This is a genomic window from Staphylococcus sp. AS1337 (assembly GCF_051408735.1).
Lineage (GTDB): Bacteria > Bacillota > Bacilli > Staphylococcales > Staphylococcaceae > Staphylococcus > Staphylococcus xylosus_B.
This window is the reverse complement of sequence record NZ_JBOIHZ010000002.1, coordinates 570392-595584: the sequence shown is the minus strand read 5'-3', so window position 1 is coordinate 595584 and position 25193 is coordinate 570392. Positions and strand designations below refer to the sequence as shown.

At 33.0% G+C, this 25193-nt stretch carries 20 protein-coding genes, 1 pseudogene and 1 riboswitch; of the genes and pseudogenes, 16 read left to right on the top strand and 5 right to left on the bottom strand.

Annotated features, from left to right (window positions below; genetic code table 11):
• The 3 genes and pseudogenes from ACSUE0_RS05525 to ACSUE0_RS05515 all read right to left on the bottom strand — a co-directional run.
• Positions 1-330: pseudogene (locus tag ACSUE0_RS05525) on the bottom strand (helix-turn-helix domain-containing protein); the annotation flags it as partial.
• Positions 331-771: 441 nt separating this feature from the next.
• Positions 772-2073: an LLM class flavin-dependent oxidoreductase gene (locus ACSUE0_RS05520; protein ID WP_436956432.1), complete on the bottom strand. Its 1302-nt coding sequence runs from the start codon at positions 2071-2073 to the stop codon at positions 772-774.
• 21 nt (positions 2074-2094) lie between these two features.
• Positions 2095-2847 carry a 3-oxoacyl-ACP reductase gene (locus ACSUE0_RS05515; protein WP_436956430.1) on the bottom strand — a complete coding sequence of 251 codons (753 nt, stop codon included), beginning with the start codon at positions 2845-2847 and terminating at the stop codon, positions 2095-2097.
• A gap of 111 nt (positions 2848-2958) precedes the next feature.
• Positions 2959-3057: riboswitch (TPP riboswitch) on the bottom strand.
• A gap of 214 nt (positions 3058-3271) precedes the next feature.
• Here ACSUE0_RS05515 and rpsP point away from each other — a divergent pair.
• The 4 genes from rpsP (at position 3272) to rplS (ending at position 5478) form a co-directional block, all read left to right on the top strand.
• Entirely contained in the window at positions 3272-3538 is a 267-nt protein-coding gene (gene rpsP / locus ACSUE0_RS05510; RefSeq protein ID WP_017724275.1) for a 30S ribosomal protein S16, read from the top strand.
• Between the two features lie 243 nt (positions 3539-3781).
• Positions 3782-4288 (top strand): ribosome maturation factor RimM, encoded by a 507-nt coding sequence (gene rimM / locus ACSUE0_RS05505; protein ID WP_119613651.1) that lies wholly within the window; start codon positions 3782-3784, stop codon positions 4286-4288.
• The gene (gene trmD, locus ACSUE0_RS05500; RefSeq protein ID WP_119613650.1) at positions 4288-5025 is read left to right on the top strand and encodes a tRNA (guanosine(37)-N1)-methyltransferase TrmD; all 738 of its coding nucleotides are present in this window, start codon (positions 4288-4290) and stop codon (positions 5023-5025) included. Before rimM ends, trmD begins: the two co-directional genes overlap by 1 nt.
• Before the next feature lie 102 nt (positions 5026-5127).
• Entirely contained in the window at positions 5128-5478 is a 351-nt protein-coding gene (rplS, locus tag ACSUE0_RS05495; protein ID WP_002483481.1) for a 50S ribosomal protein L19, read from the top strand.
• A 328-nt stretch (positions 5479-5806) separates the two neighbouring features.
• On the opposite strand, the gene ACSUE0_RS05490 is transcribed toward rplS, so the two are convergent.
• Both ACSUE0_RS05490 and ACSUE0_RS05485 read right to left on the bottom strand, forming a co-directional pair.
• Positions 5807-8440: a YfhO family protein gene (locus ACSUE0_RS05490; RefSeq protein WP_436956427.1), complete on the bottom strand. Its 2634-nt coding sequence runs from the start codon at positions 8438-8440 to the stop codon at positions 5807-5809.
• A 41-nt stretch (positions 8441-8481) separates the two neighbouring features.
• Positions 8482-11061: a YfhO family protein gene (locus ACSUE0_RS05485; protein WP_436956425.1), complete on the bottom strand. Its 2580-nt coding sequence runs from the start codon at positions 11059-11061 to the stop codon at positions 8482-8484.
• Between the two features lie 369 nt (positions 11062-11430).
• On the opposite strand from ACSUE0_RS05485, the gene ylqF reads away from it, so the two are divergent.
• The 12 genes from ylqF (at position 11431) to rpsB (ending at position 25120) form a co-directional block, all read left to right on the top strand.
• A complete protein-coding gene (gene ylqF / locus ACSUE0_RS05480) occupies positions 11431-12291 on the top strand; it encodes a ribosome biogenesis GTPase YlqF (RefSeq protein WP_119613647.1) in 861 nt (286 codons plus the stop codon).
• Positions 12292-12297: 6 nt separating this feature from the next.
• Complete coding sequence (locus ACSUE0_RS05475) at positions 12298-13068, top strand: ribonuclease HII (protein WP_119613646.1); 771 nt, start codon at positions 12298-12300, stop codon at positions 13066-13068.
• Positions 13069-13175: 107 nt separating this feature from the next.
• Positions 13176-14342, top strand: a complete 1167-nt coding sequence (sucC, locus tag ACSUE0_RS05470; protein WP_017724282.1) for an ADP-forming succinate--CoA ligase subunit beta — start codon at positions 13176-13178, stop codon at positions 14340-14342.
• Positions 14343-14363: 21 nt separating this feature from the next.
• On the top strand, positions 14364-15269 hold the full coding sequence (gene sucD, locus ACSUE0_RS05465) for a succinate--CoA ligase subunit alpha (RefSeq protein WP_119613645.1): 906 nt from the start codon (positions 14364-14366) through the stop codon (positions 15267-15269).
• Positions 15270-15519: 250 nt separating this feature from the next.
• Positions 15520-16389 carry a DNA-processing protein DprA gene (gene dprA, locus ACSUE0_RS05460; RefSeq protein ID WP_119613644.1) on the top strand — a complete coding sequence of 290 codons (870 nt, stop codon included), beginning with the start codon at positions 15520-15522 and terminating at the stop codon, positions 16387-16389.
• A 203-nt stretch (positions 16390-16592) separates the two neighbouring features.
• Complete coding sequence (gene topA, locus ACSUE0_RS05455; RefSeq protein ID WP_119613643.1) at positions 16593-18659, top strand: type I DNA topoisomerase; 2067 nt, start codon at positions 16593-16595, stop codon at positions 18657-18659.
• Positions 18660-18801: 142 nt separating this feature from the next.
• Entirely contained in the window at positions 18802-20109 is a 1308-nt protein-coding gene (gene trmFO / locus ACSUE0_RS05450; RefSeq protein WP_119613642.1) for an FADH(2)-oxidizing methylenetetrahydrofolate--tRNA-(uracil(54)-C(5))-methyltransferase TrmFO, read from the top strand.
• Positions 20110-20227: 118 nt separating this feature from the next.
• Positions 20228-21118 (top strand): tyrosine recombinase XerC, encoded by an 891-nt coding sequence (gene xerC / locus ACSUE0_RS05445; protein ID WP_119613641.1) that lies wholly within the window; start codon positions 20228-20230, stop codon positions 21116-21118.
• Between the two features lie 3 nt (positions 21119-21121).
• The gene (gene hslV, locus ACSUE0_RS05440) at positions 21122-21664 is read left to right on the top strand and encodes an ATP-dependent protease subunit HslV (RefSeq protein ID WP_017724288.1); all 543 of its coding nucleotides are present in this window, start codon (positions 21122-21124) and stop codon (positions 21662-21664) included.
• Positions 21665-21805: 141 nt separating this feature from the next.
• Positions 21806-23215, top strand: coding sequence for an ATP-dependent protease ATPase subunit HslU (hslU, locus tag ACSUE0_RS05435; RefSeq protein ID WP_436956421.1), 1410 nt, complete (start codon positions 21806-21808; stop codon positions 23213-23215).
• 23 nt (positions 23216-23238) lie between these two features.
• The gene (gene codY / locus ACSUE0_RS05430; RefSeq protein ID WP_436956419.1) at positions 23239-24012 is read left to right on the top strand and encodes a GTP-sensing pleiotropic transcriptional regulator CodY; all 774 of its coding nucleotides are present in this window, start codon (positions 23239-23241) and stop codon (positions 24010-24012) included.
• Positions 24013-24331: 319 nt separating this feature from the next.
• Positions 24332-25120 carry a 30S ribosomal protein S2 gene (rpsB, locus tag ACSUE0_RS05425; protein WP_017724291.1) on the top strand — a complete coding sequence of 263 codons (789 nt, stop codon included), beginning with the start codon at positions 24332-24334 and terminating at the stop codon, positions 25118-25120.
• Positions 25121-25193 lie beyond the last annotated feature (73 nt).

The window sequence follows — 25193 nt, the reverse complement described above, 5'->3', positions numbered from 1 at the left end:
AACTAACTCTACAATTACTTTTGGTACCACTTCCTTTCCAATTCCTTGTACTTTTTTTAAATATCTAATTCAATATCTTTTTTCTTATTATTTAACTTTAATTGTTCTACTTCTGATAATTCTTCCACTCCTTTGCCATAAGCATATTGCTTGCCTCTTTGTTGATAAAATCTATAAGTTTCATCATTTTTATACCATCGCCACCAAGTTTTTACCTGTGTTCTGTTTTTGATATTTAATGCTTCCATAATTTCTTTTACAGTATATCCATCTTCTTTCATTTCAATAATTTTATATTTTGTTTCTATATGAATAAGACATTATTTTCATAGAAAAAACACCTCCGTATGATTCATTTTAAATGAATTCAACGAAAGTGTTTTTATTTTATTCCCTTTATTTGGGGTCAGTTCAACTATCACCTAAGGTTTGTCTATTTATATTCGTATAGTTATTTTTCAAGATAGGAGTGATCTTTCAGACCAAAGTTGATTCTATTATCAATTGATTTATTCAATACAATAACAGAATCACTGTTTAATTTTTATATACTATAATCTTTTAAGTATAATTTTGGCAGTGAATTGCGCTAACTCTTGCGGGAAGAGCACTAGCCGAAGACTATAAGCTAAGGCAGTGCCCACGGAAAGCGTGCACAAAAAACTACCAACAAAATCGGAGGCTTTATCGATAGTATAAAACAAAATGTATTACGGCGATTTTGCTTATAACAAACGTTTGTTTTGAGGAGAAGACACTGATAAATAATTATTAATGAATACCGATATTTTCCCTGAATGTTTTGCCTTCATATTCAGTTCGGTATAAACCACGTTTTTGTAATTCAGGTACGATATCATCGACAAAATCTTGTAAACTATTTGGGAATACTGGAGGCATTAAATTAAAACCATCCGCAACACCCTCATTCAACCAACGTTCCATTTCATCCACAATATCCTTTGGTGTCCCAATAAGTGTTAAATGTCCGCCACCTGCACTTAAATAACCTAATAATTCTCGTAATGTTGGATTTTTATCTTTGATAATTTCTAATACAGTTTGATAACGTCCTTTAGGCCCATTAAAAGATTCTACGGGTGGTAACGATGGTACAAGTTCATCTAAATCCCAATTATGACAATCTTGACGAATAAAAAACTCTAATTGATTTAAAGCTGTATCAACTTCTAAAGATTCATCGAGTTGTTGTTTTTTTGCATAAGCTTCTTCATATGATTGTCCAACATATGTTACTAAACCAGGGAATACTTTTAAGCTATTTTCGGACTTTCCTTGTTGCATTAATTTTTGATTTAATTTCTTTTTAAAATTGTTTGCTTGATCAAAATTCCAAGCCACAGCATAGACTGCATCTGCGTATTTAGTTGCCAATTCGATACCAGGATCCGATGCTCCGGCTTGCATTGCAACAGGTTTTCCTTGAGGGCTACTTGGTGTTGTCAATGGCCCCTGAACACTGAAATGTGAACCTTTATGATTGATAGGATTGATTGCAGAATTATTAATTAAACTATTGTCTTCTTTATTATGTAAAAAATCATCAACACTCCAAGATTCAAGTAATTGATTCATCACTTGAGCAAATTCATCTGCTTTTTTATAGCGTTCTTCGTGTTCGGGCAAGTGGTCCATACCATGGTTCTTAGCTTCCAAATCTGTCATTGAAGTTACTAAATTCCAACCAGCGCGACCTTGACTAATGTGGTCAACACTTAATAATTGTCTAGCGGCTGTAAAAGGGTTAGAAAATGTACTAGATATAGTAGCGACTAGTCCAACATGCTGAGTAACTTGTGATATAGCTGTTAAATTAACTAGGGGATCGAACCAAAATGCAGGCATATCACTTTTAGAATTAGCTGGAAATGATTGGTTGTCAGCAAAAAATATAGCATCAAATAAGCCTTGTTCTGCAATTTTTGCTAACGACTGATAATATGTAATATCACCAATACGTTCAATGCTTGAATGAGGCATGCGCCATGCAGCTTGATGGTGACCACATCCATAGATGAGTACACCGATGTTTAGATGTTGTGATTGTGTCATAGAATAAATTAGTCCTCCTTATTAATTCATTGTTAAGCCGCCGTCGACTGTAAAGTTCTGACCTGTAATGCCATCAGATTGATCCGATACGAGATATGCAACCATATTAGCTACATCTTGTGGTGCGGTAACATTTTTAATAGGTGTTGTTTGAGCAATTAAATCAAAGACCTCAGTTGATGTAGTTGCACTTGCATCGGTTGTTTTTAACAAACCACCAGATACTACGTTTGATGTGATACCATATTGACCTAATTCGGCAGCCAAATTACGTGAAAATCCAATTAATCCCGCTTTAGCTGTTGTATATTCATGATAAGGGACAACAGGGTTTTGAAATAAATTTGTGCCTATTGAGATAATTTTACCTTTTTTTCTTTGAATGAATTGAGGTATAACGCTTTGACATACATTGAAAGCTGCTTTTAATGTACCATCAATTTGTTGCTGGTAATCATCCCATGAAAGATCTACAAATGCTTTTTGTTGAACAGGATCAAATTTAAATCCAACTAGTGCATTATTAATTACAACATCTATCTGACCAAAATATTGTGTAGCTTCATCAACTAACCTGTCAATTTCATTTCGTTTTGTCACATCTGCTTGTATAGCGATTGCTTGTCGAGTTCCAATTTCATCAACAAGCTTTTGTGCAGTATGTTCACTATTATGATAGTTTATGACAACGTTATGACCATGCTGAGCTAGTGTTTTTACTATGACTGCGCCTAATCCACGGCTACTGCCAGTTACTATTACGTTTTTTTTCATTATATACACCCCTTAATTTTCAATAAAAAAATACACAACCCTTCCGAAAGAAAGTTGTGTATTAGAAATAGCAATATATGTATAAAAAGTGCTTCAAAAAGCTTTTGAAATATGCTAGACTTCACACTTTCCTCCGCTAGTTCAAACTAGATCAGGTTCAAAGGGTTTGAGTCAGACTCATCTCAGTTAGAAACACCCCTAGTGCATTTGGTTATTTAATTTAATTTCAATGTATATTTTTTAGTGGTTAATGTCAAGTTTAGGATAATTTAAGATTTTATACAATATCATTTTGAGATGAAGAAAAGAAATTTGCAGAATGTTGAAATTGGTAAAGAAGAAACTCTTTACAAAGTTGGATATTACTGTTATCATTATTTCTTGTAGAAAATAAAAACTATGAAAATTAAAGGAGCGAATATAAATGGCAGTTAAATTACGTTTAACACGTTTAGGTTCAAAAAGAAATCCATTCTATCGTATCGTAGCAGCTGATGCTCGTGCACCACGTGACGGTCGTAATATCGAACAAATCGGTACTTACAACCCTAACAATGTAAATGCACCAGAAGTTAAAATCGACGAAGAATTAGCACTTAAATGGTTAAAAGATGGTGCGAAACCAACTGATACAGTTCATAACATTTTATCAAGAGAAGGTATCTTGAAAAAATTTGATGAGCAAAAATAATTTTTAATCTAATATACATTCTGTATATTTGTAAGAGTACCTCAAGAGGTGCTCTTTTTTTTATTGAGAAATATCAAATAAAATTCAACAATAATGAAAAACGGCGATATATCATAGAACCTTTATTTTTTAAATGTAATGAGTCACAGTGATCGAACTTACGTGTTATAATAAGCTAATAAAATAACGAATATACATAATCAAAGATAAATGAAATAGTCAAATTATTATGGAGGAACATATATGAAAGTTGAAGTAGGGAAGATTGTAAATACACATGGGATAAAAGGAGAAATCAAGGTAAAATCCAATTCAGATTTTACCGATATACGTTTTCAACCAGGTGAAATTGTTGAGATAGAACGTAAAGACAAAGAATCATTAACATTTACAATTTCATCATATAGAATGCATAAAGGACTTCATATGTTGACATTTGAAGGAATCAATAATATAAACGATATTGAGTATTTAAAAGGTGAAACGTTAGTTCAAGAACGTGATCATGAAGAAATTGAATTAGGTGAACATGAATATTATTATTCAGATATTATTGGTTGTACGGTCTTCGATGAAGAAGATACTCCAATTGGTCGTGTGATAGAAATTTTTGAAACAGGCGCCAATGATGTTTGGGTCGTTAAAGGAGACAAAGAATATTTAATACCTTATATTGCAGACGTAGTTAAAGAAATTGATGTCGAAGGTAGACGCATTCAAATCTCACCAATGGAAGGATTGTTAGATTAATGAAGATTGATTATTTAACTCTATTTCCAGACATGTTTAATGGCGTGTTAAATCATTCTATTCTTAAGCGTGCTCAAGAAAAAGATGTGTTACAAGTCAATACTGTAGATTTTAGACATTTTGCAGAAAATAAACATAATCAAGTAGATGATTATCCTTTTGGTGGTGGGCAAGGTATGGTATTAAAGCCTGAACCTATATTTAATGCAATGGATAGTATCGACAAGACGGCTGACACGAGAGTGATACTAATGTGTCCTCAAGGACGTCCTTTTAATCAAGACATTGCTAATGAACTTAGTCAAGCAGAGCATATAGTTTTTATTTGTGGTCATTATGAAGGTTATGATGAAAGAATCCGTGAAAATTTAGTAACGGATGAGATTTCCATGGGGGATTATGTATTAACTGGGGGAGAGCTACCAGCAATGGTAATGACTGATGCAATTGTTAGGCTACTGCCTGGTGTGTTAGGTAATCAACAATCACATGAAGATGATTCATTTCAAGATGGTTTGCTAGAATTCCCTCAATATACAAGACCGCGTGAATATAAAGGGATGGGTGTGCCAGATGTATTGTTGTCAGGTAATCATGCAAATATTGAAAAGTGGCGTCATGAGCAGAAAATTTTTAGAACTTGGACAAAGCGACCAGATCTTTTAAATTACGATACTATGTCTCAAGAAGACAAAGAGATTATAGAAAGATACAAAAAGCATTTGAAAAAAGACTAACTATGTGCTAACATATTTTAAGTGTGCGACACACGAAAAATCACTATGATCCGCTGCTATATTTTGTCGAGGCAAGAACATAGGTTGAAGGAGAGAAAAATAATGAGTAATCACAAATTAATCGAAGCAGTAACTCAATCGCAATTACGCACTGACTTACCTTCATTCCGTCCGGGTGACACTTTAAAAGTGCACGTACGTATTATTGAAGGTACACGTGAACGTATCCAAGTATTCGAAGGTGTAGTAATCAAGCGCCGTGGTGGAGGTATTTCAGAAACTTTCACTGTACGTAAGATTTCTTCAGGTGTAGGTGTGGAACGTACATTCCCATTACACACACCAAAAATAGAAAAAATTGAAGTTCCACGTCGTGGTAAAGTTCGTCGTGCTAAATTATACTACCTACGTGAATTACGTGGTAAAGCTGCTAGAATTAAAGAAATTCGTTAATCAGCATAATAAGCATAAAAAAGCGGTCCTCTTTATGAGGACCGCTTTTTTATTTATTGACAAAGAAAAAATAAAGATATTGGACGAACTTCATTATCCAATGTGAAGTATATAAAATTGAGAGATCTCTACAAAGATTAATAGAACTTAAATAGAGACTTCAACCTCTAAACGTCCATTTAGATCTACATAATCTGTAAAAAACCTTAATTCCCCTTTATAGTTACTACATAGTAGACATAGCTAACTAAATGAGTATTGTTTTAATATCGGGCCGCCAATACAAAATAAAGAATTTATATTGTATTGGCACATTTAATGATATTTTCTACCTGCGTGTACTATTTTTAGATTTATTTCTTAACCACCATAAAAAGACAATACTAGAAATTACACCGAAAACAGACAGCGTGACTAATAGTAGGGTGTGTGGTGGTGTATATTTTAAGGTGATTGTTTCTTGACCTTTCTCAGTGGGAATCACCGTCATAATACCGTTACCTTGTTTGACAGATAACTCTTGTTTGCCCGAATAGGCTTTCATACCATTACGATAGGCCATAGGAAGTACAATGTATCCTTTATCTTCTTTGTGCTTAGTTACTGTATAACCTGTACGTTGTTGAGAAACTTTGACAGGGTTTAAAGATTTTGTTGCGTTACGTAATGTTTGATAATCTTCACCATAGATTCCTTTGATATTAAATCGATAATCACCTTTAGATAATTGAATGTTTAAATCTTTATTTGCTTTAACGCGCATGGTTACTGGTGTAACAAAGCGTCTATATTTATAGGTCAATTTATTTCGTTGTTGGCTGTATTCGTTAACACGAACATCATGTGCTTTATCAGGTGAGAGTAACTCTACATCCATCTCAACATACATATCTTCGTATTTGTCAGTAATAGATTTAGGTAAATGATAACTTATGCCCCCATTATCTTTAGAAACGACTAAATGATTATCTTTGTTTCTGTGAGCATGGTTAAATGTTGATGTCGCTTCTGTTATCAAATTTTTATTAGCTTTGAATGTTTGATTGGATGAAGTGCTACTATCATTCAATACAACACCTTGTAACATGGCTTGTTCTCTATCTAATGGTGATTTAAGGTCTTTGGAAGCAAAAACTTTATCCGTGATGTGTGCACTTGGGTAAGCTACTTGATTAGTAGAATGTAAAAATGACTCTTCTTTAGAATGCTTAACAGTACTTTCGTGTTTAAATCCGTATGGAATATTTAAATCATTTGGACGACGTATACGATCTTGTACATTCCATAAAGCCATCAAATTAGCACGATTAGATAATAAACGATATGTACTATTTTTATCAGTGTGCATGTTGATTTGTAAAGTTTTATCGTAGTATTTTAAGATATCACCATCGAATATACTTGAATACAAAGCAGTGCCATTGAAATGATAAATCATCGGTGAATTCAAACTGTATTGTGACATATAATCAATTCTATTTAATGGGTCATCATCATGTTGCTGATTGATTTTATTTATTTTTTTTGCTAATTCAGGACTTTTATATTTAGCATCATGCATAGCTGAAACTGTTGATTCGTAGTTTTTAACATTATTAAAATGATTGTTAGATAATATAAATGCTTGTTGCACAATAAATAAGCATAGGATGGTAAATATAACCCATCGTTGTTGCAATAAATGTTTTTTTAACAATGTAAATGCTATGAAAATCATAAGTATTAAACATACGGACATCCACGAGATTTTTTGATCAGTTACTACAAATGACATAATACCCATAATTATTAAAACTGGTAAACAAGATATGGTATAAGATTTTAGATTTAACTCAGAAAGATGCTGAATAAATAAAGCAATCAATCCCGATGTTGTTAATGCAAAAATATAAACCCATCTACGCTCTGGCGTTGAAAAACCATTAAACATACTATCGAAATAAGGTGTTAACGAACCTACTAACATAATCCATGTTGCGATTGCAAAAAACCTATAGTAATAATGTTTGTAAAGTTTGAAAGATAATAAAGCGATGATAGTAATAATTGATACCGTAATGTAAAATCCATTGCTAAAAAAGTTTTTCTGACGGGCAAAGTCAGTAAATATATTTATACTAAAATGTGGATTACTCACTCTATCGTTATTAAGAAATGAAGATACACCCGTATAGAACCCCCAAATACCAATTAACGTGCTCAATATAACTGCAATAGGTATCATCCACAACTGCTGTTTTCGAGAAACTACATCTCTCGGATGTGGAAATATAAAACGATATATTACATAAGCTAATATCACAATCGCTTCATAATAACTAAAATAAAAATTTGAAAAAAGTGTTAATGCAATTGCAAAAATAAAAAGTCCTAATTTCTTTTCTCTATAAAAATGTTCAATACCTAATAATGACAAGGGGAGAAAAATTAGTAAATCGCCGTAGTAAGACCACGTAAAATTAAAATATATAACTGTTGTAGAAGCCGCATAGAGCAATGCAGCCAAAAATATTGAATGATTTTTAAACTTTAAATATTTAAAGAAATAAAAGGTTATAACAAAAGTTGCTACGCCTTTAATAAAGGCAACGATTAACTGATTACTGGCCCAAAATGTGATTTGACTTGGATTACTATTGAATATCACTTCCGATAACCACACAAATATAAAATTAATATAAGTGAAGGGGGAGGTTGAATAGTAATAAGATAAATCTTGTACAAAATCGCCTCCAAGACCAAATGAGTAATCATATGAACTTTTAAACTGACTAAAATGTTCATACAAGTACATTTGAAAAGGCATCATTTGTCTGTAACCGTCACCATAACCGCTAAAAACAACTCCATGAGTTAGATAGCGATAAATATATGGTGTGAATGTAAGAAGTGCTACAAAAACCCCCATTATAATGATACATAGTAATCTCGTTATTTTATTGGACCAAAGCTTACGAAACATGGTAATACCTCATCTCTGATAAACTCCTTTTATAAAGTGTTTTAATTGTTTTTCAATTTTTTACGAATTAGCCATGTAATTGTAGATAATGTAAATATGACGGAAATAATTATCATGGTATACCAATATTTAGGGCGATATTTGAGAATTATTTGACTAGTGTCTCTATTTACAGAAACGCCAGTCATCATATAGTTTACTTTAAAAGGTTTTACTTTTTTGCCATCAATATAGGCTGTCATGCCATTACGATACGGAATGTTAATAGAAGCGATTCCTTTTTGATGTGATGTCAAGTCAACTTTGACACCATTTTTAATATCATGATAGCTACCTATGTTAGTTTTAGAACCATGGGCAGACTTTAATTTTTGGTAATTTTCACCGTGTAAACTTTTAATATCTAATTGATAATTTCCAGATGGGCTGAGATTAATATTTATATTACCTTGTTCATCTGGTTGTGTTTTGTAAAGTTGAGTATCTACGCCTGTTCGATACGTAGAATTATTGAATAATCGATGGTTTGCATAGTCATTTATATTTACTGTGAAGTTACTGTCCGGATAACCGCGTTTTACTTTTAAAGTTAAATAAAAATCACTAAAACGTTGTCTCAGGTGCTCTGGGATGTGCAACTGAATTTGACTATTATCGTTACGAAGCTGTATACGATGTCCAGCCATCTTATTAATATTTTGATAAGATATTTGACTTTGATTTAATAAATTTCTAGTAGTATCAGTATATTCTTTTCCTTTGCCATTAACTACAACACCATCAATCATGGCGTGTTCTCTATCAATAGCTGTATTAATAGAGTTTGAATCATAAACTTTATTTGTGACACGAACAGATGGAAGATTCAATGTATTTTCATAAATTTGATACTGTCCTTCCGTTTTTATTTTCTTAAAAAAGTTTGGCACGTTATTTTGATAATCTTTAAGCATTAAAAATTTGATTGAAAATAAGCTGTTAATATTCTGACGTGCATTGGTGGATTGATATCTACTGACTGATTCTTCTGGCATATTAATCTTCAAAGCATCATAGTAGTAATCTAAAATATTATTGTTAAAAATACTTGAATAAATACTCGCGCCTTTAAAGTGTTGATACATAGGTGTGTTATCTTGTTTATTAACACGCCAATCAATACGTTCATCTTCAGATTTATGATGTGTCATTTGTGATATTAACTGTCGTTGGAGAGGAGTATTATAGAGACTAGCGTTAATATAATTTTTATTAGCTCGTTCAACATGGTCTTCAAAGTAAATTTGATTACGAATAAAGACAAATGAAATTAGCAAATTAAGAATCATAATAGAAATAATAAATAAATATGTTAATTTAACACGTGATTTCGACTCATTGACTAAAAGTATCAGAAAGCCAATTACACTTACAATAGGTGTAAACCACAACCACGACACAAACTCACTATAATACCATGCACTGATAAATAGGTAACTTAATGCGCCTATAGCTGACAAAACATAATTTTTTATTGATAATGTTCTAAAATGTTTGATGTAGAAGCTAATTAAAACTGCAGCATTTAATGCAATAAGATAATGCCATCGTTTTTGAGGTGCAGAAAATCCATTAAATATTTGATCAATAAATGGAATGAAACTTGCGCCAATAGATATAATGGTAAATAAGGCAAATAATCTAAAATAATAGTGCTTGTATAATTTAAAAGATAATAATGCTTGTAAAACAATAAAAGATAAGACAATTAAATAGTTATCGTAAAAAACATTTGTATTCTGATTAAAAGGTTCAAACCAATCTACTTTGCTATCAAAAGGTGTACGTCTATTGTTTAAGAAACCTTGGACGGAGTGGAAAAAAACAAACAAACTACAACCCAAGGCAACGAAAGATGCTAAAGTTAACGACCAAAATGCTTTAAACCTAGGGACTAAATCATTTTTATGTCTGAATAAGATTCTAATTGATAAGTATAAAATGCCAGTTAATAATTGATAATATGCAAAATAAAAATTGTTAATTAGTGAAATTGCAACAATTAGTATAAAGCAACCTATTTTCCCGTTTTTGAGGAAACGTTCTATGGACCATAACAATAGCGGAAGCCATATAAATATATCGCTGAAAAATGGCCAATAAACTGTGAATCTAAAGTAAAGAGGTGATATAACAAAAATGAACGCACCAAGTATAGCGATATTGCGATTAAATGAAATATTACGCACAAATATAAAGGTTCCTAGCATAGCAATAGCAGATTTAATGATTGATATAATCAGAGCATTTGTTGTCCAAAATAAAACATCTGAAGTGTTTAATGGAATGAAAATTTTAAGTATTACAATGGCCACCACATTGAAAATGAAAATAATGTTAGTGGAGAAATAGTAGCTTAAATCAGTGGAAAAATCTCCTCCTAAACCGAAATCAGAAGCGTAGAACCAATTCCCCTTACTCCAATTATCAAACAAGTACATTTGAATTGGCACCATCTGTTCTATCCCATCATTGGGACCAGTAAACAATACCCCATCATAAATATATCTATAAATAACATAGCTATGCCCAATAATTGCTAATATAATAAACAAACAGACATACAATAATTTACGTTTCATAGGTAATCTCCTATATATGTATTAAATATAATTCTATTGTAACGATTTTTTACAAATTTAGTTTAAAAAGACTATATATTTTGTGTGAAATTAATCTTTTAAGATATATCTTGATTTTCTCAAAAAATCAGAGATAAATAAAACATTAACCTATATACAGATATCTAAAGTGCAACTATAAATCATCTATATTTATATATTAAATAATAGTGTAAAATTGAAGGTGGTAAATAAGTCATGACGTTATTTTGTTTATCAAGCACTATGTAGCGTGTTATGATTTTAAAGTCAAAGCAACTTGCAAAAATAATTATATATTTAAATTAATAAAAAATCTGAAATTCGCAAAAATAGAAAGGTGATATAGATATGGTAATACAATGGTATCCAGGCCACATGGCTAAAGCAAAAAGAGAAGTATCAGAACAATTAAAAAAAGTCGATGTCGTATTTGAATTAGTTGATGCTAGAATTCCGTATAGTTCTAGAAATCCTATGATTGATGAAGTGATACAACAAAAACCACGCGTAGTCATTTTAAATAAGAAAGATATGGCAAATTTAAAAGAATTAGAAAAATGGGAATCATTTTTTAGAGATAAAGGTTATTACCCTGTGGCAATTGATGCAAAACATGGTAAAGGGCTTAAACAAGTAGAACAAACGGCCATTAAAGCTACCAAAGAAAAATTCGAAAGAGAAAAACAAAAAGGATTAAAACCTAGAGCGATTAGAGCAATGATTGTCGGTATACCTAATGTAGGGAAATCAACGTTAATTAATAAATTAGCTAATAAATCTATTGCTAAAACAGGTAATACGCCAGGTGTAACCAAACAACAACAATGGATAAAAGTAGGGAACTCACTACAATTGCTAGACACGCCTGGGATTTTATGGCCTAAATTCGAAGATCAACTCGTTGGTAAGAAATTAAGTGTTACTGGAGCAATTAAAGATAGTATTGTTCATTTAGACGAAGTTGCTATTTATGCTTTAGATTTCATGAAAGCACATGATTACGAAGGTTTAAAACATCACTATAAGATTGATGTCTCTGTAGATGCAGAAAGCATAGAATGGTTTGATGCGATCGGACGTAGACGTGGATTGTTGCGTCGAGGTAATGAAATAGATTATGAAGCGGTAATCGATTTGATTATTCATGAAGTAAGAAATGCCAAGGTTGGCACGTACACGTTTGATATCATCAATGAAATGGACGTGTAGACAAACATGAAACAATCGATTCAAGAAGTGAAGACGTTATTACAAACAATACAATCTATAGAAGAGCTTAATGCACACACGTTTGTTGAAGATGAACGGAAAGGTGTGCAAAATGCTATCATACAAAGACGTAAACAATTAGAAAAAGAAGAGTTATTGCTAAAAAATTATGAAGAAATGTCAGAGTTTGAAACCGCATTGTTAGCGCAAAATAATGATGAACTTATTTGCGGTATCGATGAAGTTGGTCGTGGCCCATTAGCAGGACCGGTTGTAACATGTGCTGTAATTTTAAATGAAAATCATCATTTTACAGGGTTAAATGACTCTAAGAAATTATCTGCAAAGCAAAGACAAAGTATAGAGAAACAACTATTAAATGATGTTTTTGAATATGCTTATGGTTATGCAACAGTGGAAGAGATTGATCGATTAAATATTTATGAGGCCACAAAAATTGCTATGTTAAGAGCGATTAATGCATTATCAGTACGTCCTACACACTTACTTGTTGATGCGATGACTTTAGATATAGATATCCCACAAACATCATTAATTAAAGGTGACGCTAGAAGTGTATCTATTGCAGCTGCAAGCGTGCTGGCAAAAGAACATAGAGATAAATATATGCGTGAATTAGCTGAGAGATATCCTGGATACGGTTTTGAAAAAAATGCTGGCTACGGTACCCAACAACACTTAGACGGCATTAAACAATTGGGCATTATACCTGAACACAGGAAAACATTTGAGCCAATTAAATCGCTCACAAATTAATAGTTAAAATGAAATAATTGAAATAAGTAGAATAAATGAGTTTACAATAGCGCTTTCATTTCTTATAATTGATTATGAACTTAACCTAAGAAACAGGAGGATGGAGAATGAATATCCACGAGTATCAAGGTAAAGCAATATTTCGTTCTATGGGCGTTGCTGTCCCAGAAGGACGCGTAGCATATACTGCTGAAGAAGCGGTTGAAAAGGCAAAAGAATTAGATTCAAAAGTTTATGTGGTAAAAGCACAGATTCATGCAGGGGGCAGAGGTAAAGCTGGCGGTGTGAAAATTGCAAAATCACTATCCGAAGTGGAAACTTATGCAAATGAATTATTAGGTAAGACGCTTGTTACACATCAAACTGGGCCTGAAGGTAAGGAAGTTAAACGCCTTTACATAGAAGAAGGCTGCGATATTCAAAAAGAATATTATGTTGGTTTTGTAATTGATCGTGCAACAGATAGAGTTACTTTAATGGCTTCAGAAGAAGGCGGAACAGAAATTGAAGAAGTAGCTGCTGAAACACCTGAAAAAATATTCAAAGAAACAATTGATCCTGTTGTCGGGTTAGCGCCATATCAAGCTAGAAGAATAGCATTCAACATTAATATTCCAAAAGAATCAATTAATAAAGCGGCTAAATTTTTAGTATCATTATATAATGTGTTCATCGAAAAAGATTGTTCTATCGTTGAAATCAACCCACTTGTAACTACAGGTGAAGGTGAAGTATTAGCATTAGATGCAAAAGTAAACTTTGATGATAATGCATTATTTAAACATAAAGATATTCAAGAATTACGTGACTTAGAAGAAGAAGATCCAAAAGAAATCGAAGCATCTAAATATGATTTATCATATATTGCATTAGATGGAGATATCGGTTGTATGGTAAATGGTGCCGGTTTAGCGATGGCTACTATGGATACAATTAATCACTTCGGTGGAAATCCGGCTAACTTCCTTGACGTAGGGGGCGGCGCAACTAAAGAAAAAGTTACTGAAGCATTTAAAATTATTTTAGGTGATGAGCAAGTTAAAGGTATCTTTGTAAATATCTTTGGTGGAATTATGAAATGTGACATCATTGCAGAAGGTATAGTTGCCGCAGTTAAAGAAGTAGAGCTTACACTACCACTTGTTGTACGTTTAGAAGGTACAAACGTTGAAAAAGGTAAAGAAATCCTTAAAGAATCTGGATTAGCAATTGAACCAGCAGCTACAATGGCTGAAGGCGCACAAAAAATCGTAAAACTTGTTAAAGAAGCATAAGGAAAGGATGGGAGCACGAAGATGAGCGTATTTATTGATAAGAATACAAAAGTAATTGTACAAGGTATCACAGGGTCAACTGCCCTTTTCCATACAAAACAAATGCTTGAATATGGTACACAAATTGTTGCTGGGGTCACTCCAGGTAAAGGCGGACAAGTTGTTGAAGGCGTTCCAGTATTCAATACAGTTGAAGAAGCACAAAAAGAAACAGGTGCTACAGTTTCAGTAATCTACGTACCTGCACCATTTGCTGCAGATGCAATTTTAGAATGTATTGAAGCTGAATTAGATTTAGCAATCTGTATTACAGAACACATCCCAGTAGTTGATATGGTTAAAGTTAAACGTTACTCAGAAGGTAAGAAGACACGTGTTGTTGGACCAAACTGTCCAGGCGTAATCACTGCTGATGAATGTAAAATCGGAATTATGCCAGGTTATATCCATAAAAAAGGCCATGTAGGCGTAGTTTCACGTTCTGGTACATTAACTTATGAAGCGGTGCATCAATTAACTGAAGAAGGTATTGGTCAAACAACTGCTGTAGGTATTGGCGGGGACCCTGTTAACGGCACAAACTTTATTGATGTATTAAAAGCATTTAATGAAGATGAAGAAACAAAGGCAGTAGTTATGATTGGTGAAATCGGTGGTACTGCAGAGGAAGAAGCTGCAGAGTGGATTAAAGCTAATATGACTAAACCTGTTGTAGGTTTCGTTGGTGGCCAAACAGCTCCTCCTGGTAAGCGTATGGGCCATGCTGGTGCTATTATCTCGGGCGGTAAAGGTACTGCAGATGAGAAAATTAAAACGCTTAATAGCTGTGGTGTGAAAACTGCAGATACACCTTCTGAAATTGGTACTACATTGATAGATGCTGCAAAAGAAGCAGGTATATACGAACAATTATTAACTGTTAAGTAATTATTTGTTTTATAATACGCACAAATTCCGATAATATGTCGGAGTTTGTGCTTTTTTAGGTTGCCTTTCTACCATATTAATAGTCAATATTATAAGGATAATAGTATTCTTCAATACTTTCAGACTAACACGTTTTTATAGTGATAATTACTCTTTAAAGTTTTATTAAATTTCATGAAAAATGATTTTATAATGTAAAATAAATTCAATAGAAACTCCTTTATAATGTACATATAAAGGAGCGCGATACATGAAAGAACAACTTTATTTAAAACTGAGATTTGCAGGATTAACTACACGTCATTTGTACCAACTATTTGAATTTTCACCTTCATTTATATATGAACACGAATTAGAACAAAATCACACCCTTAAAAGGTTTTTAACAGAGTCAGCAATAACTCGTAAACACATCATTTATGACAATTTTTTAAATTTAGAGTATGAGCATATTTTCAAACTGCTAAAGCAATGGCATATTAGTTATGTGGCTGTTGATTCCAATACTTATCCTAAATTATTACGTGAAATACATGATCCACCATTTATCCTTTTCTATAAAGGTAATCCTACTTTAATGCAATCTACGCGAACACTTGCTATTATCGGTTCGAGGCAAGCTACTGATTATACTCGAAGAACACTAGAAACATTTTTTCCTAATTTTAAAAATGAGAATTTAATTATCATATCTGGTTTAGCTAAAGGAGCAGATAGAATAGCTCATGAGCAAACACTGAAACATAATATGGGGGCGATTGCTGTATTAGGATTTGGTCATAAGCATCATTATCCTAAAGAAACTTATACTATTCGAAAACAAATTGAGACTAAAGGTATAGTGATTAGTGAGTATTTACCAACAGATGGGCCTCGAAAGCATTATTTTCCTGAACGAAATAGAATTATTAGCGGTCTTTCTAAGGGAGTTTTTATCACAGAATCCACTGTGAGTAGTGGGACAAATATAACGATGGATTGTGCATTGGAACAAAATAGGGAAGTATATGTATTACCGGGATCTATATACAATCCTATGGTTCAAGGAAATTTAGTTAGTGCACAAGAAGGAGCTAAGATTGTTGTGAAGGCTTGTGATATTTTAGAAGATTACAGTTAGTCATTATAAAATAATGGTATATAATACTTATATTGTTAAAATATAGTCTTGTAGAAAACATATGTAAAAGCAATGACAATTATAAAATTTTGCCACTATAATACGCTAATTTAATACACATTAAAATTAAAAACATTGACAAAAACAAAATACACCGTTTATCATTTATCTTTGTAATTAGAAAATGCAAGGGGGTAACTACTTTGGCAGAAAATTTAGTCATAGTTGAATCGCCTGCAAAAGCTAAAACTATTGAAAAATATTTAGGGAAAAAATACAAAGTTATCGCATCAATGGGGCATGTTCGAGATTTGCCTCGTAGTCAAATGGGCGTTGATGCAGAAAATGATTATGAACCCAAATATATAACAATACGCGGCAAAGGTCCTGTAGTTAAAGAATTAAAGAAACATGCTAAGAAAGCCAAAAAAGTTTTCCTAGCGAGTGACCCGGACCGTGAAGGTGAAGCTATTGCTTGGCATTTAGCAAATATATTAAATTTAGAAGATTCAAAAGAAAATAGAGTAGTGTTTAATGAAATAACAAAAGATGCTGTGAAAGATAGCTTTAAACATCCAAGAGGTATTGAGATGGAACTTGTTGACGCACAACAAGCACGTCGTATATTAGACCGTTTAGTAGGTTATAATATTTCACCAGTACTTTGGAAAAAAGTGAAAAAAGGGCTGTCAGCCGGTCGCGTACAATCAGTGGCACTGAGACTTGTTATTGATCGAGAAAATGAAATAAGAAACTTTAAACCAGAAGAATATTGGAAAATTGAAGGTGAATTTAGATATAAAAAATCTAAATTTACAGCTAAATTTTTACATTTAAAAAACAAACCATATAAATTAACAAACAAAGATGACGTTGAAAAAGTGACAGCACAGTTGGACGGAGATCAATTCGAAGTAACGAAAGTAACGAAGAAAGAAAAAACACGTTACCCTGCAAATCCTTTTACAACTTCAACATTACAACAAGAAGCTGCACGTAAATTAAACTTTAAAGCACGTAAAACAATGATGTTAGCTCAACAACTATATGAAGGTATTGACTTGAAAAGACAAGGCACGGTTGGTTTAATTACCTATATGCGTACTGATTCAACGAGAATATCCGATCAAGCTAAAGCAGAAGCTAAAAACTATATTGAAGAGACTTATGGTCAAAATTATACATCAAGTCGCAAAGCAAAAGGTCAAGGGGCTCAGGATGCTCACGAAGCGATTAGACCTTCAAGTACTTTACGTACACCAAATGAAATGAAACAATTTTTAACTAGAGATCAACATAGGTTATATAAATTAATTTGGGAGCGTTTTGTAGCAAGCCAAATGGCACCAGCAATCTTAGATACAGTTGCCATGGATATAACGCAAAATGATATAAAGTTCCGTGCAAATGGTCAAACAATCAAATTTAAAGGTTTTATGACATTATATGTTGAAGCAAAAGATGATAACGATGATGGTAAAGATAATAAATTACCGAATATTGAAGAAGGTGAAATGGTTACAGCTACAGATATTGAACCATCACAACATTTCACGCAGCCGCCACCACGTTATACTGAAGCTCGCTTAGTTAAAACAATGGAAGAGTTGAAGATTGGGAGACCTTCTACGTATGCACCAACTATTGATACAATACAAAAAAGAAATTATGTGAAAAATGAAAGTAAACGGTTTGTACCAACAGAATTAGGCGAAATCGTACACGAGCAAGTAAAAGATTACTTCCCAGAAATCATAGATGTTGATTTCACTGTAAATATGGAAACGTTACTAGATAAAGTGGCAGATGGTGAAATTCCATGGAAAAAGGTAATAAGAGACTTTTACAGTAGTTTCAGTCAAGATGTTGAGCGTGCTGAAGAAGAAATGGAAAAAATTGAAATTAAAGATGAACCGGCTGGTGAAGACTGTGAAGTATGTGGTTCACCAATGGTCATTAAAATGGGACGTTATGGTAAATTTATGGCATGCTCAAATTTCCCGGATTGTCGTAATACAAAAGCCATTGTTAAAACAATTGGGGTGACTTGTCCAAAATGTAAAGAAGGCGATGTCGTAGAGCGTAAGTCGAAGAAAAATCGTGTGTTCTATGGTTGTTCGAAATATCCAGAATGTGATTTTGTTACATGGGATAAACCAATAGGTCGAGACTGTCCGAAATGTGAACAATATCTTGTGGAGAAAAAACAAGGACGTAAGAGTCAAGTTGTATGTTCTAATTGTGACTACAAAGAAGAAGAACAGAAATAAATAATGAAATATCGCTTGTTGTTTTAAATAATTATATATGAATGATAGTAGCAGCTTACGACATATATTTATAATTTAGATGATATATTTATAAATATGATAGAATGTCTAAGTTGCTATTTTATAAGTAGGAGGTAAATAAATGACTCAAGTAGTAAACGTCGTAGGTGCTGGACTTGCCGGTTCAGAAGCTGCATATCAATTGGCTCAACGAGGTATAAAAGTCAATCTTATTGAGATGAGGCCGGTTAAGCAAACACCTGCACATCACACCGATAAGTTTGCTGAATTAGTGTGTTCTAACTCATTAAGAGGTAATGCGTTAACTAATGCAGTAGGTGTACTTAAAGAAGAAATGAGACGTTTGGATTCATTGATTATTCGTGCTGCAGATAAAGCAAGGGTACCAGCAGGAGGTGCTTTAGCGGTCGATCGTCATGATTTTGCAGGTTATGTTACAGAAATATTAAAAGAACATCCAAATATAACAGTGTTAAATGAAGAAATTAATAGCATACCAGAAGGGTATACTATTATTGCTACTGGACCTTTAACAACAGATAAATTGGCAAATGAAATTGTCGAAGCTACTGGTAAGGATCAATTATATTTTTATGATGCAGCAGCGCCTATCGTTGAAAAAGATAGTATAGATCTAGACAAAGCATACCTAAAATCACGTTATGACAAAGGTGAAGCAGCCTATTTAAATTGTCCTATGACTGAAGAAGAGTTTAATACATTTTATGATGCTTTAATGGAAGCAGAAGTTGCTCCAGTCAATGAATTTGAAAAAGAAAAATACTTTGAAGGTTGTATGCCTTTTGAAGTTATGGCTGAGCGTGGTCGAAAAACTTTACTGTTTGGTCCAATGAAACCAGTAGGACTCGAAGATCCAAAGACTGGGAAAAGACCATATGCTGTTGTTCAATTGCGTCAAGATGATGCGGCAGGCACTCTATATAATATTGTTGGATTCCAAACACATTTAAAATGGGGTGCACAAAAAGACGTTATTCGCCTTATACCAGGCTTAGAGAACGTTGAAATTGTAAGATATGGCGTCATGCATCGTAATACCTTTATCAATTCTCCTGATGTTTTAACGGAAACGTATGAATTGAAAGGGAGAGAAGAACTATACTTTGCAGGTCAAATGACAGGCGTAGAAGGTTATGTAGAAAGTGCAGCGAGTGGACTCGTAGCTGGTATAAATGTTGCACATAAAATTCAAAACAAAGGTGAGGTTATTTTCCCTAGAGAAACAATGATTGGAAGTATGGCATATTATATTTCACATGCTAAAAATGAAAAGAACTTCCAACCGATGAATGCCAACTTTGGGCTTTTACCTACTTTGGAAAATAGAATTAAAGACAAAAAGTTACGTTATGAAACATTAGCAAATCGTGCATTGGACTATTTAGATAACTATAAAAAAACGCTTTAAAAACATCATATTTAACAAACAAATTCGAAAATTTTGAAAGTTTTACTCAATTTAATAGTTTTTTTTCGCAGACTCCTCTTTCAATATGCTACAATTCATATTGATGGAGGGGTTTTTAATGGAAAAAATCCAACAAGAATATTTATATATGCTGAAAGTGGAGAAACATTTTTCAGAACATACATTGAAATCATATCACGATGATTTAGAGCAGTTTAATGATTTCTTATCACAAGAACATCTTGTATTAGCTACATTCGAGTACAAAGATGCTAGAAATTATTTAAGTTACTTATACTCAAAAAACTTGAAAAGAACATCAGTTTCTCGTAAAATTTCTACGCTGAGAAGTTTTTACGAATATTGGATGACGCAAGATGAACAAGTAGTTAATCCATTCATACAATTAGTACACCCTAAGAAAGAACAATATTTACCTCACTTTTTTTATGAAGAAGAAATGAAAGCCTTATTTGATACTGTTGAAAGTGATGCTAAAAAAGGTTTGAGAGATAGAGTTATTTTAGAATTACTTTATGCAACTGGAATTAGGGTTTCTGAATTGGTTAATATAAAAGAACAAGATGTAGATATGTATGCACCAGGAGTAAAAGTATTAGGTAAGGGTGGTAAGGAACGTTTTATACCCTTTGGTGAATTTTGCAAGCAAAGCATTGAACGTTACTTAACACAATTTAAACCTAAAACAAATAGTGATCATGCGTATTTATTAGTCAACATGAAGGGAGAACCTATTACAGAACGTGGTGTACGTTATGTATTAAATGATGTTGTAAAACGTACTGCAGGCGTGACTGAAATTCATCCTCATAAATTAAGGCATACGTTTGCAACACATATGTTAAATCAAGGCGCTGATTTACGAACGGTACAATCACTGTTGGGTCATGTCAATTTGTCTACAACAGGCCGATATACACATGTAACAAATGAGCAATTAAGGAAAGTTTATTTAAATGCACACCCACGTGCAAAAAAGGAGAATTAGTTTATGAGTACATCTATCCATGCAACAACTATATTTGCAGTACAACACAATGGTCATTCGGCAATGGCTGGTGATGGTCAAGTTACTCTTGGAGAGCAAGTCATTATGAAACAAACAGCTAGAAAAGTAAGGCGTTTATATAATGATAAAGTTTTGGCGGGTTTTGCTGGAAGTGTAGCTGATGCATTTACCTTATTTGAAAAGTTTGAAACAAAACTACAACAATTTAGCGGTAATCTAGAAAGAGCTGCGGTAGAATTGGCGCAAGAATGGCGTGGAGATAAACAACTTAGACAGTTAGAAGCTATGCTTATAGTTATGGATGAAACTTCAATTCTTGTGGTTAGTGGTACTGGTGAAGTTATTGCTCCAGATGATAATTTAATCGCTATAGGCTCTGGCGGTAATTACGCATTAAGTGCAGGTAGAGCCCTAAAAAGTAACGCAACACACTTAACAGCGAGTGAAATGGCATATGAAAGCTTAAAAGTTGCTTCAGATATTTGTGTATTTACAAATGATCAAATCATCGTAGAAGAATTGTAAATAATAAAAATAGAAATTTGATTGGTTGCAATGTAAAAATGTTTATCATTAAGATATAGTTGGAATAGTAAAAATTTTCCATAAATAACTATTAATATGTTACAGAGATAAAAAATGATTATAACGGAGGTAACTTGTCTAATGGAGACGAATGGTATTAAATTAACACCTAAAGATATTGTTACAAAACTTAATGAATATATAGTCGGTCAAGATGATGCAAAACGTAAAGTTGCGATTGCTTTAAGAAATCGATATAGAAGAAGCCTTTTGACTGAAGAAGAAAAACAAGAAGTCGCTCCGAAAAATATATTGATGATTGGACCCACAGGTGTTGGTAAAACAGAAATCGCTAGACGCATGGCAAAAGTAGTAGGTGCGCCATTCATCAAAGTAGAAGCTACGAAGTTTACGGAAGTTGGTTATGTAGGTCGAGATGTAGAAAGTATGGTGCGTGACCTCGTTGATATCGCGGTAAGGTTAGTAAAAGAGCAGAAAAAAATATTAGTACATGATGAGGCACAAAATAAAGCTAATGAGAAGTTAGTTAAATTATTAGTGCCGAGCATGAAGAAAAAGGCCACGGCAAACAATAATAATAATCCATTAGAGTCACTTTTTGGAGGTTCGATGCCTAATTTCGGTCAAAATAATGACGAAGAGGAAGAAACACCTACTGAAGAAGTTAAAACAAAGCGTTCAGAAATTAAACAGCAACTATTTGAAGGTAAGTTAGAAGAAGAAAAAGTAAGGTTGAAGGTAGAGCAAGATCCTGCCGCAATGGGAATGTTAGGGACGAATCAAAATCAACAGATGCAAGATATGATGAACCAATTAATGCCGAAGAAAAAAGTTGAACGAGAAGTACCTGTTAAAACAGCTCGCAAGATATTGACGGATGAATTTGCCGACGAATTAATCGATCAAGAGACAGCAAATCAAGAAGCGATTGAATTAGCGGAACAAATGGGGATTATTTTTATCGATGAAATAGATAAAGTAGCTACAAATAATCAAAGTTCGGGTCAAGATGTTTCGCGCCAAGGCGTCCAAAGAGACATTTTACCAATTCTTGAAGGTAGCATGGTTCAAACGAAGTATGGTACTGTTAATACTGAACATATGCTATTTATTGGTGCAGGAGCATTCCACGTGTCTAAACCAAGTGATTTAATTCCAGAGTTACAAGGTCGTTTTCCAATTCGTGTTGAATTAGAAAGTCTATCGGTGGGAGATTTCGTTAGAATATTGACTGAACCTAAACTATCACTTATAAAACAATATGAAGCGTTACTTCATACAGAGCAAGTAACAGTTAATTTTACCGATGATGCAATCAAACGCCTAGCAGAGATAGCATTCCAGGTGAACCAAGATACTGATAACATCGGCGCACGTCGATTGCATACTATACTTGAAAAAATGTTGGAAGATTTATCTTTTGAAGCACCAAGTATGCCCAATGCGGTTGTAGACATTACACCACAATATGTAGACGATAAGTTGAAAACAATTTCAACAAATAAAGATTTAAGTGCATTTATTTTATAATATAAATAAAAAGGAGAAGGAATATGAGCTTATTATCGAAAACTAGAGAATTAAATACGCTTTTACAAAAACATAAAGGTATTGCTGTAGATTTTAAAGATGTAGCACAAACGATAAGTAGCGTAACAGTTACTAATGTATTTATAGTTTCAAGAAAAGGTAAAATTTTAGGATCAAGTTTAAATGAACTTTTAAAAAATGAACGCATCATCCAAATGTTAGAAAGTAGACATATCCCTGTTGAATATACTGATCAGTTGATGGATGTTAAAGAAACTCAATCAAATATCGACATTGAGAATGTATTAACTGTATTCCCACCAGAAAATAAAGACCTATTTGGTGATAGCAAGACAACAATTTTCCCGATCTTAGGCGGTGGTGAAAGATTAGGTACATTAGTACTTGGTCGTGTAACTGACGATTTCTCAGAAAACGACTTAGTTTTAGGGGAATATGCAGCTACAGTTATTGGCATGGAAATTTTGCGTGAAAAACATAACGAAGTAGAAAAAGAAGCTAGAGATAAAGCTGCGATTAGCATGGCGATTAATTCGTTGTCATATTCAGAAAGTGAAGCGATTGAACATATTTTTGAAGAATTAGGAGGTAAAGAAGGTCTCTTAATTGCATCTAAAGTAGCAGATAGAGTTGGAATTACACGTTCAGTAATTGTAAATGCGTTACGTAAGCTAGAAAGTGCTGGTGTAATTGAATCACGTTCACTTGGAATGAAAGGTACTTTCATCAAAGTTAAAAAAGAGAAATTCTTAGATGAATTAGACCGCATTAAATAATTCATATGAACTATTAATTGTACACACTGAGAAAGCTAATATAGAAAATATACTGTGTTTCTATTAGTGGATTTATATTCAATAGAAAACATACAATACTAATTAAGAGGCTGAAACAGATTGCGACGTTTGAGCCTCTTAAATGTTTAAAATAGTAGTTTGAAAGTATTGATTTATAGAAATGTATATGTTATATTTATTGACGGCTATGAAGCCAATACACACATAAAAAGTGAAAGTATAAAGGGTGCGACATATTTAATGTTGTGTTTATATGAGCTTTTTATGGAGGTAGAAAACCACTAGGAGGAATTTTATTATGGCAGTAATTTCAATGAAACAATTGCTAGAAGCAGGTGTTCACTTCGGTCACCAAACACGCCGTTGGAACCCAAAAATGAAAAGATACATTTTCACTGAAAGAAACGGTATTTACATTATCGATTTACAAAAAACAGTGAAAAAAGTAGAAGAAGCTTATAACTTCATTAAACAAGTATCAGAAGATGGCGGAAAAGTTTTATTCGTTGGTACTAAGAAACAAGCACAAGATTCAGTTAAATCTGAAGCAGAACGTGCTGGTCAATTTTACGTAAACCAAAGATGGTTAGGCGGAATCTTAACTAACTATAAAACAATTTCTAAACGTATCAAACGTATCTCTGAAATTGAAAAAATGGAAGAAGATGGCTTATTCGAAGTATTACCTAAAAAAGAAGTTGTAGAACTTAAAAAAGAATATGACCGTTTAATTAAATTCTTAGGCGGAATTCGTGATATGAAATCTATGCCTCAAGCATTATTTGTAGTTGATCCTCGTAAAGAGCGCAACGCAATCGCTGAAGCACGTAAATTACACATCCCAATCGTTGGTATTGTAGACACTAACTGTGATCCAGATGAAATTGATTACGTTATCCCTGCAAACGATGATGCTATCCGTGCAGTTAAATTATTAACTGGTAAAATGGCAGATGCAATCTTAGAAGGTCAACAAGGTGTATCAAATGAAGAAGTAGCAGCTGAACAAAACATTGATTTAAACGAATCAACTGAAGCTACTGAAGCAGAAACAACTGAAGAAAACACTTCTGTTGAATCAAACTAAGAATAATGTAAAATGGGTGATAAGATATTTAAGCTTATCACCTTTTTTTAAAATAAATATAATAAAATTCATT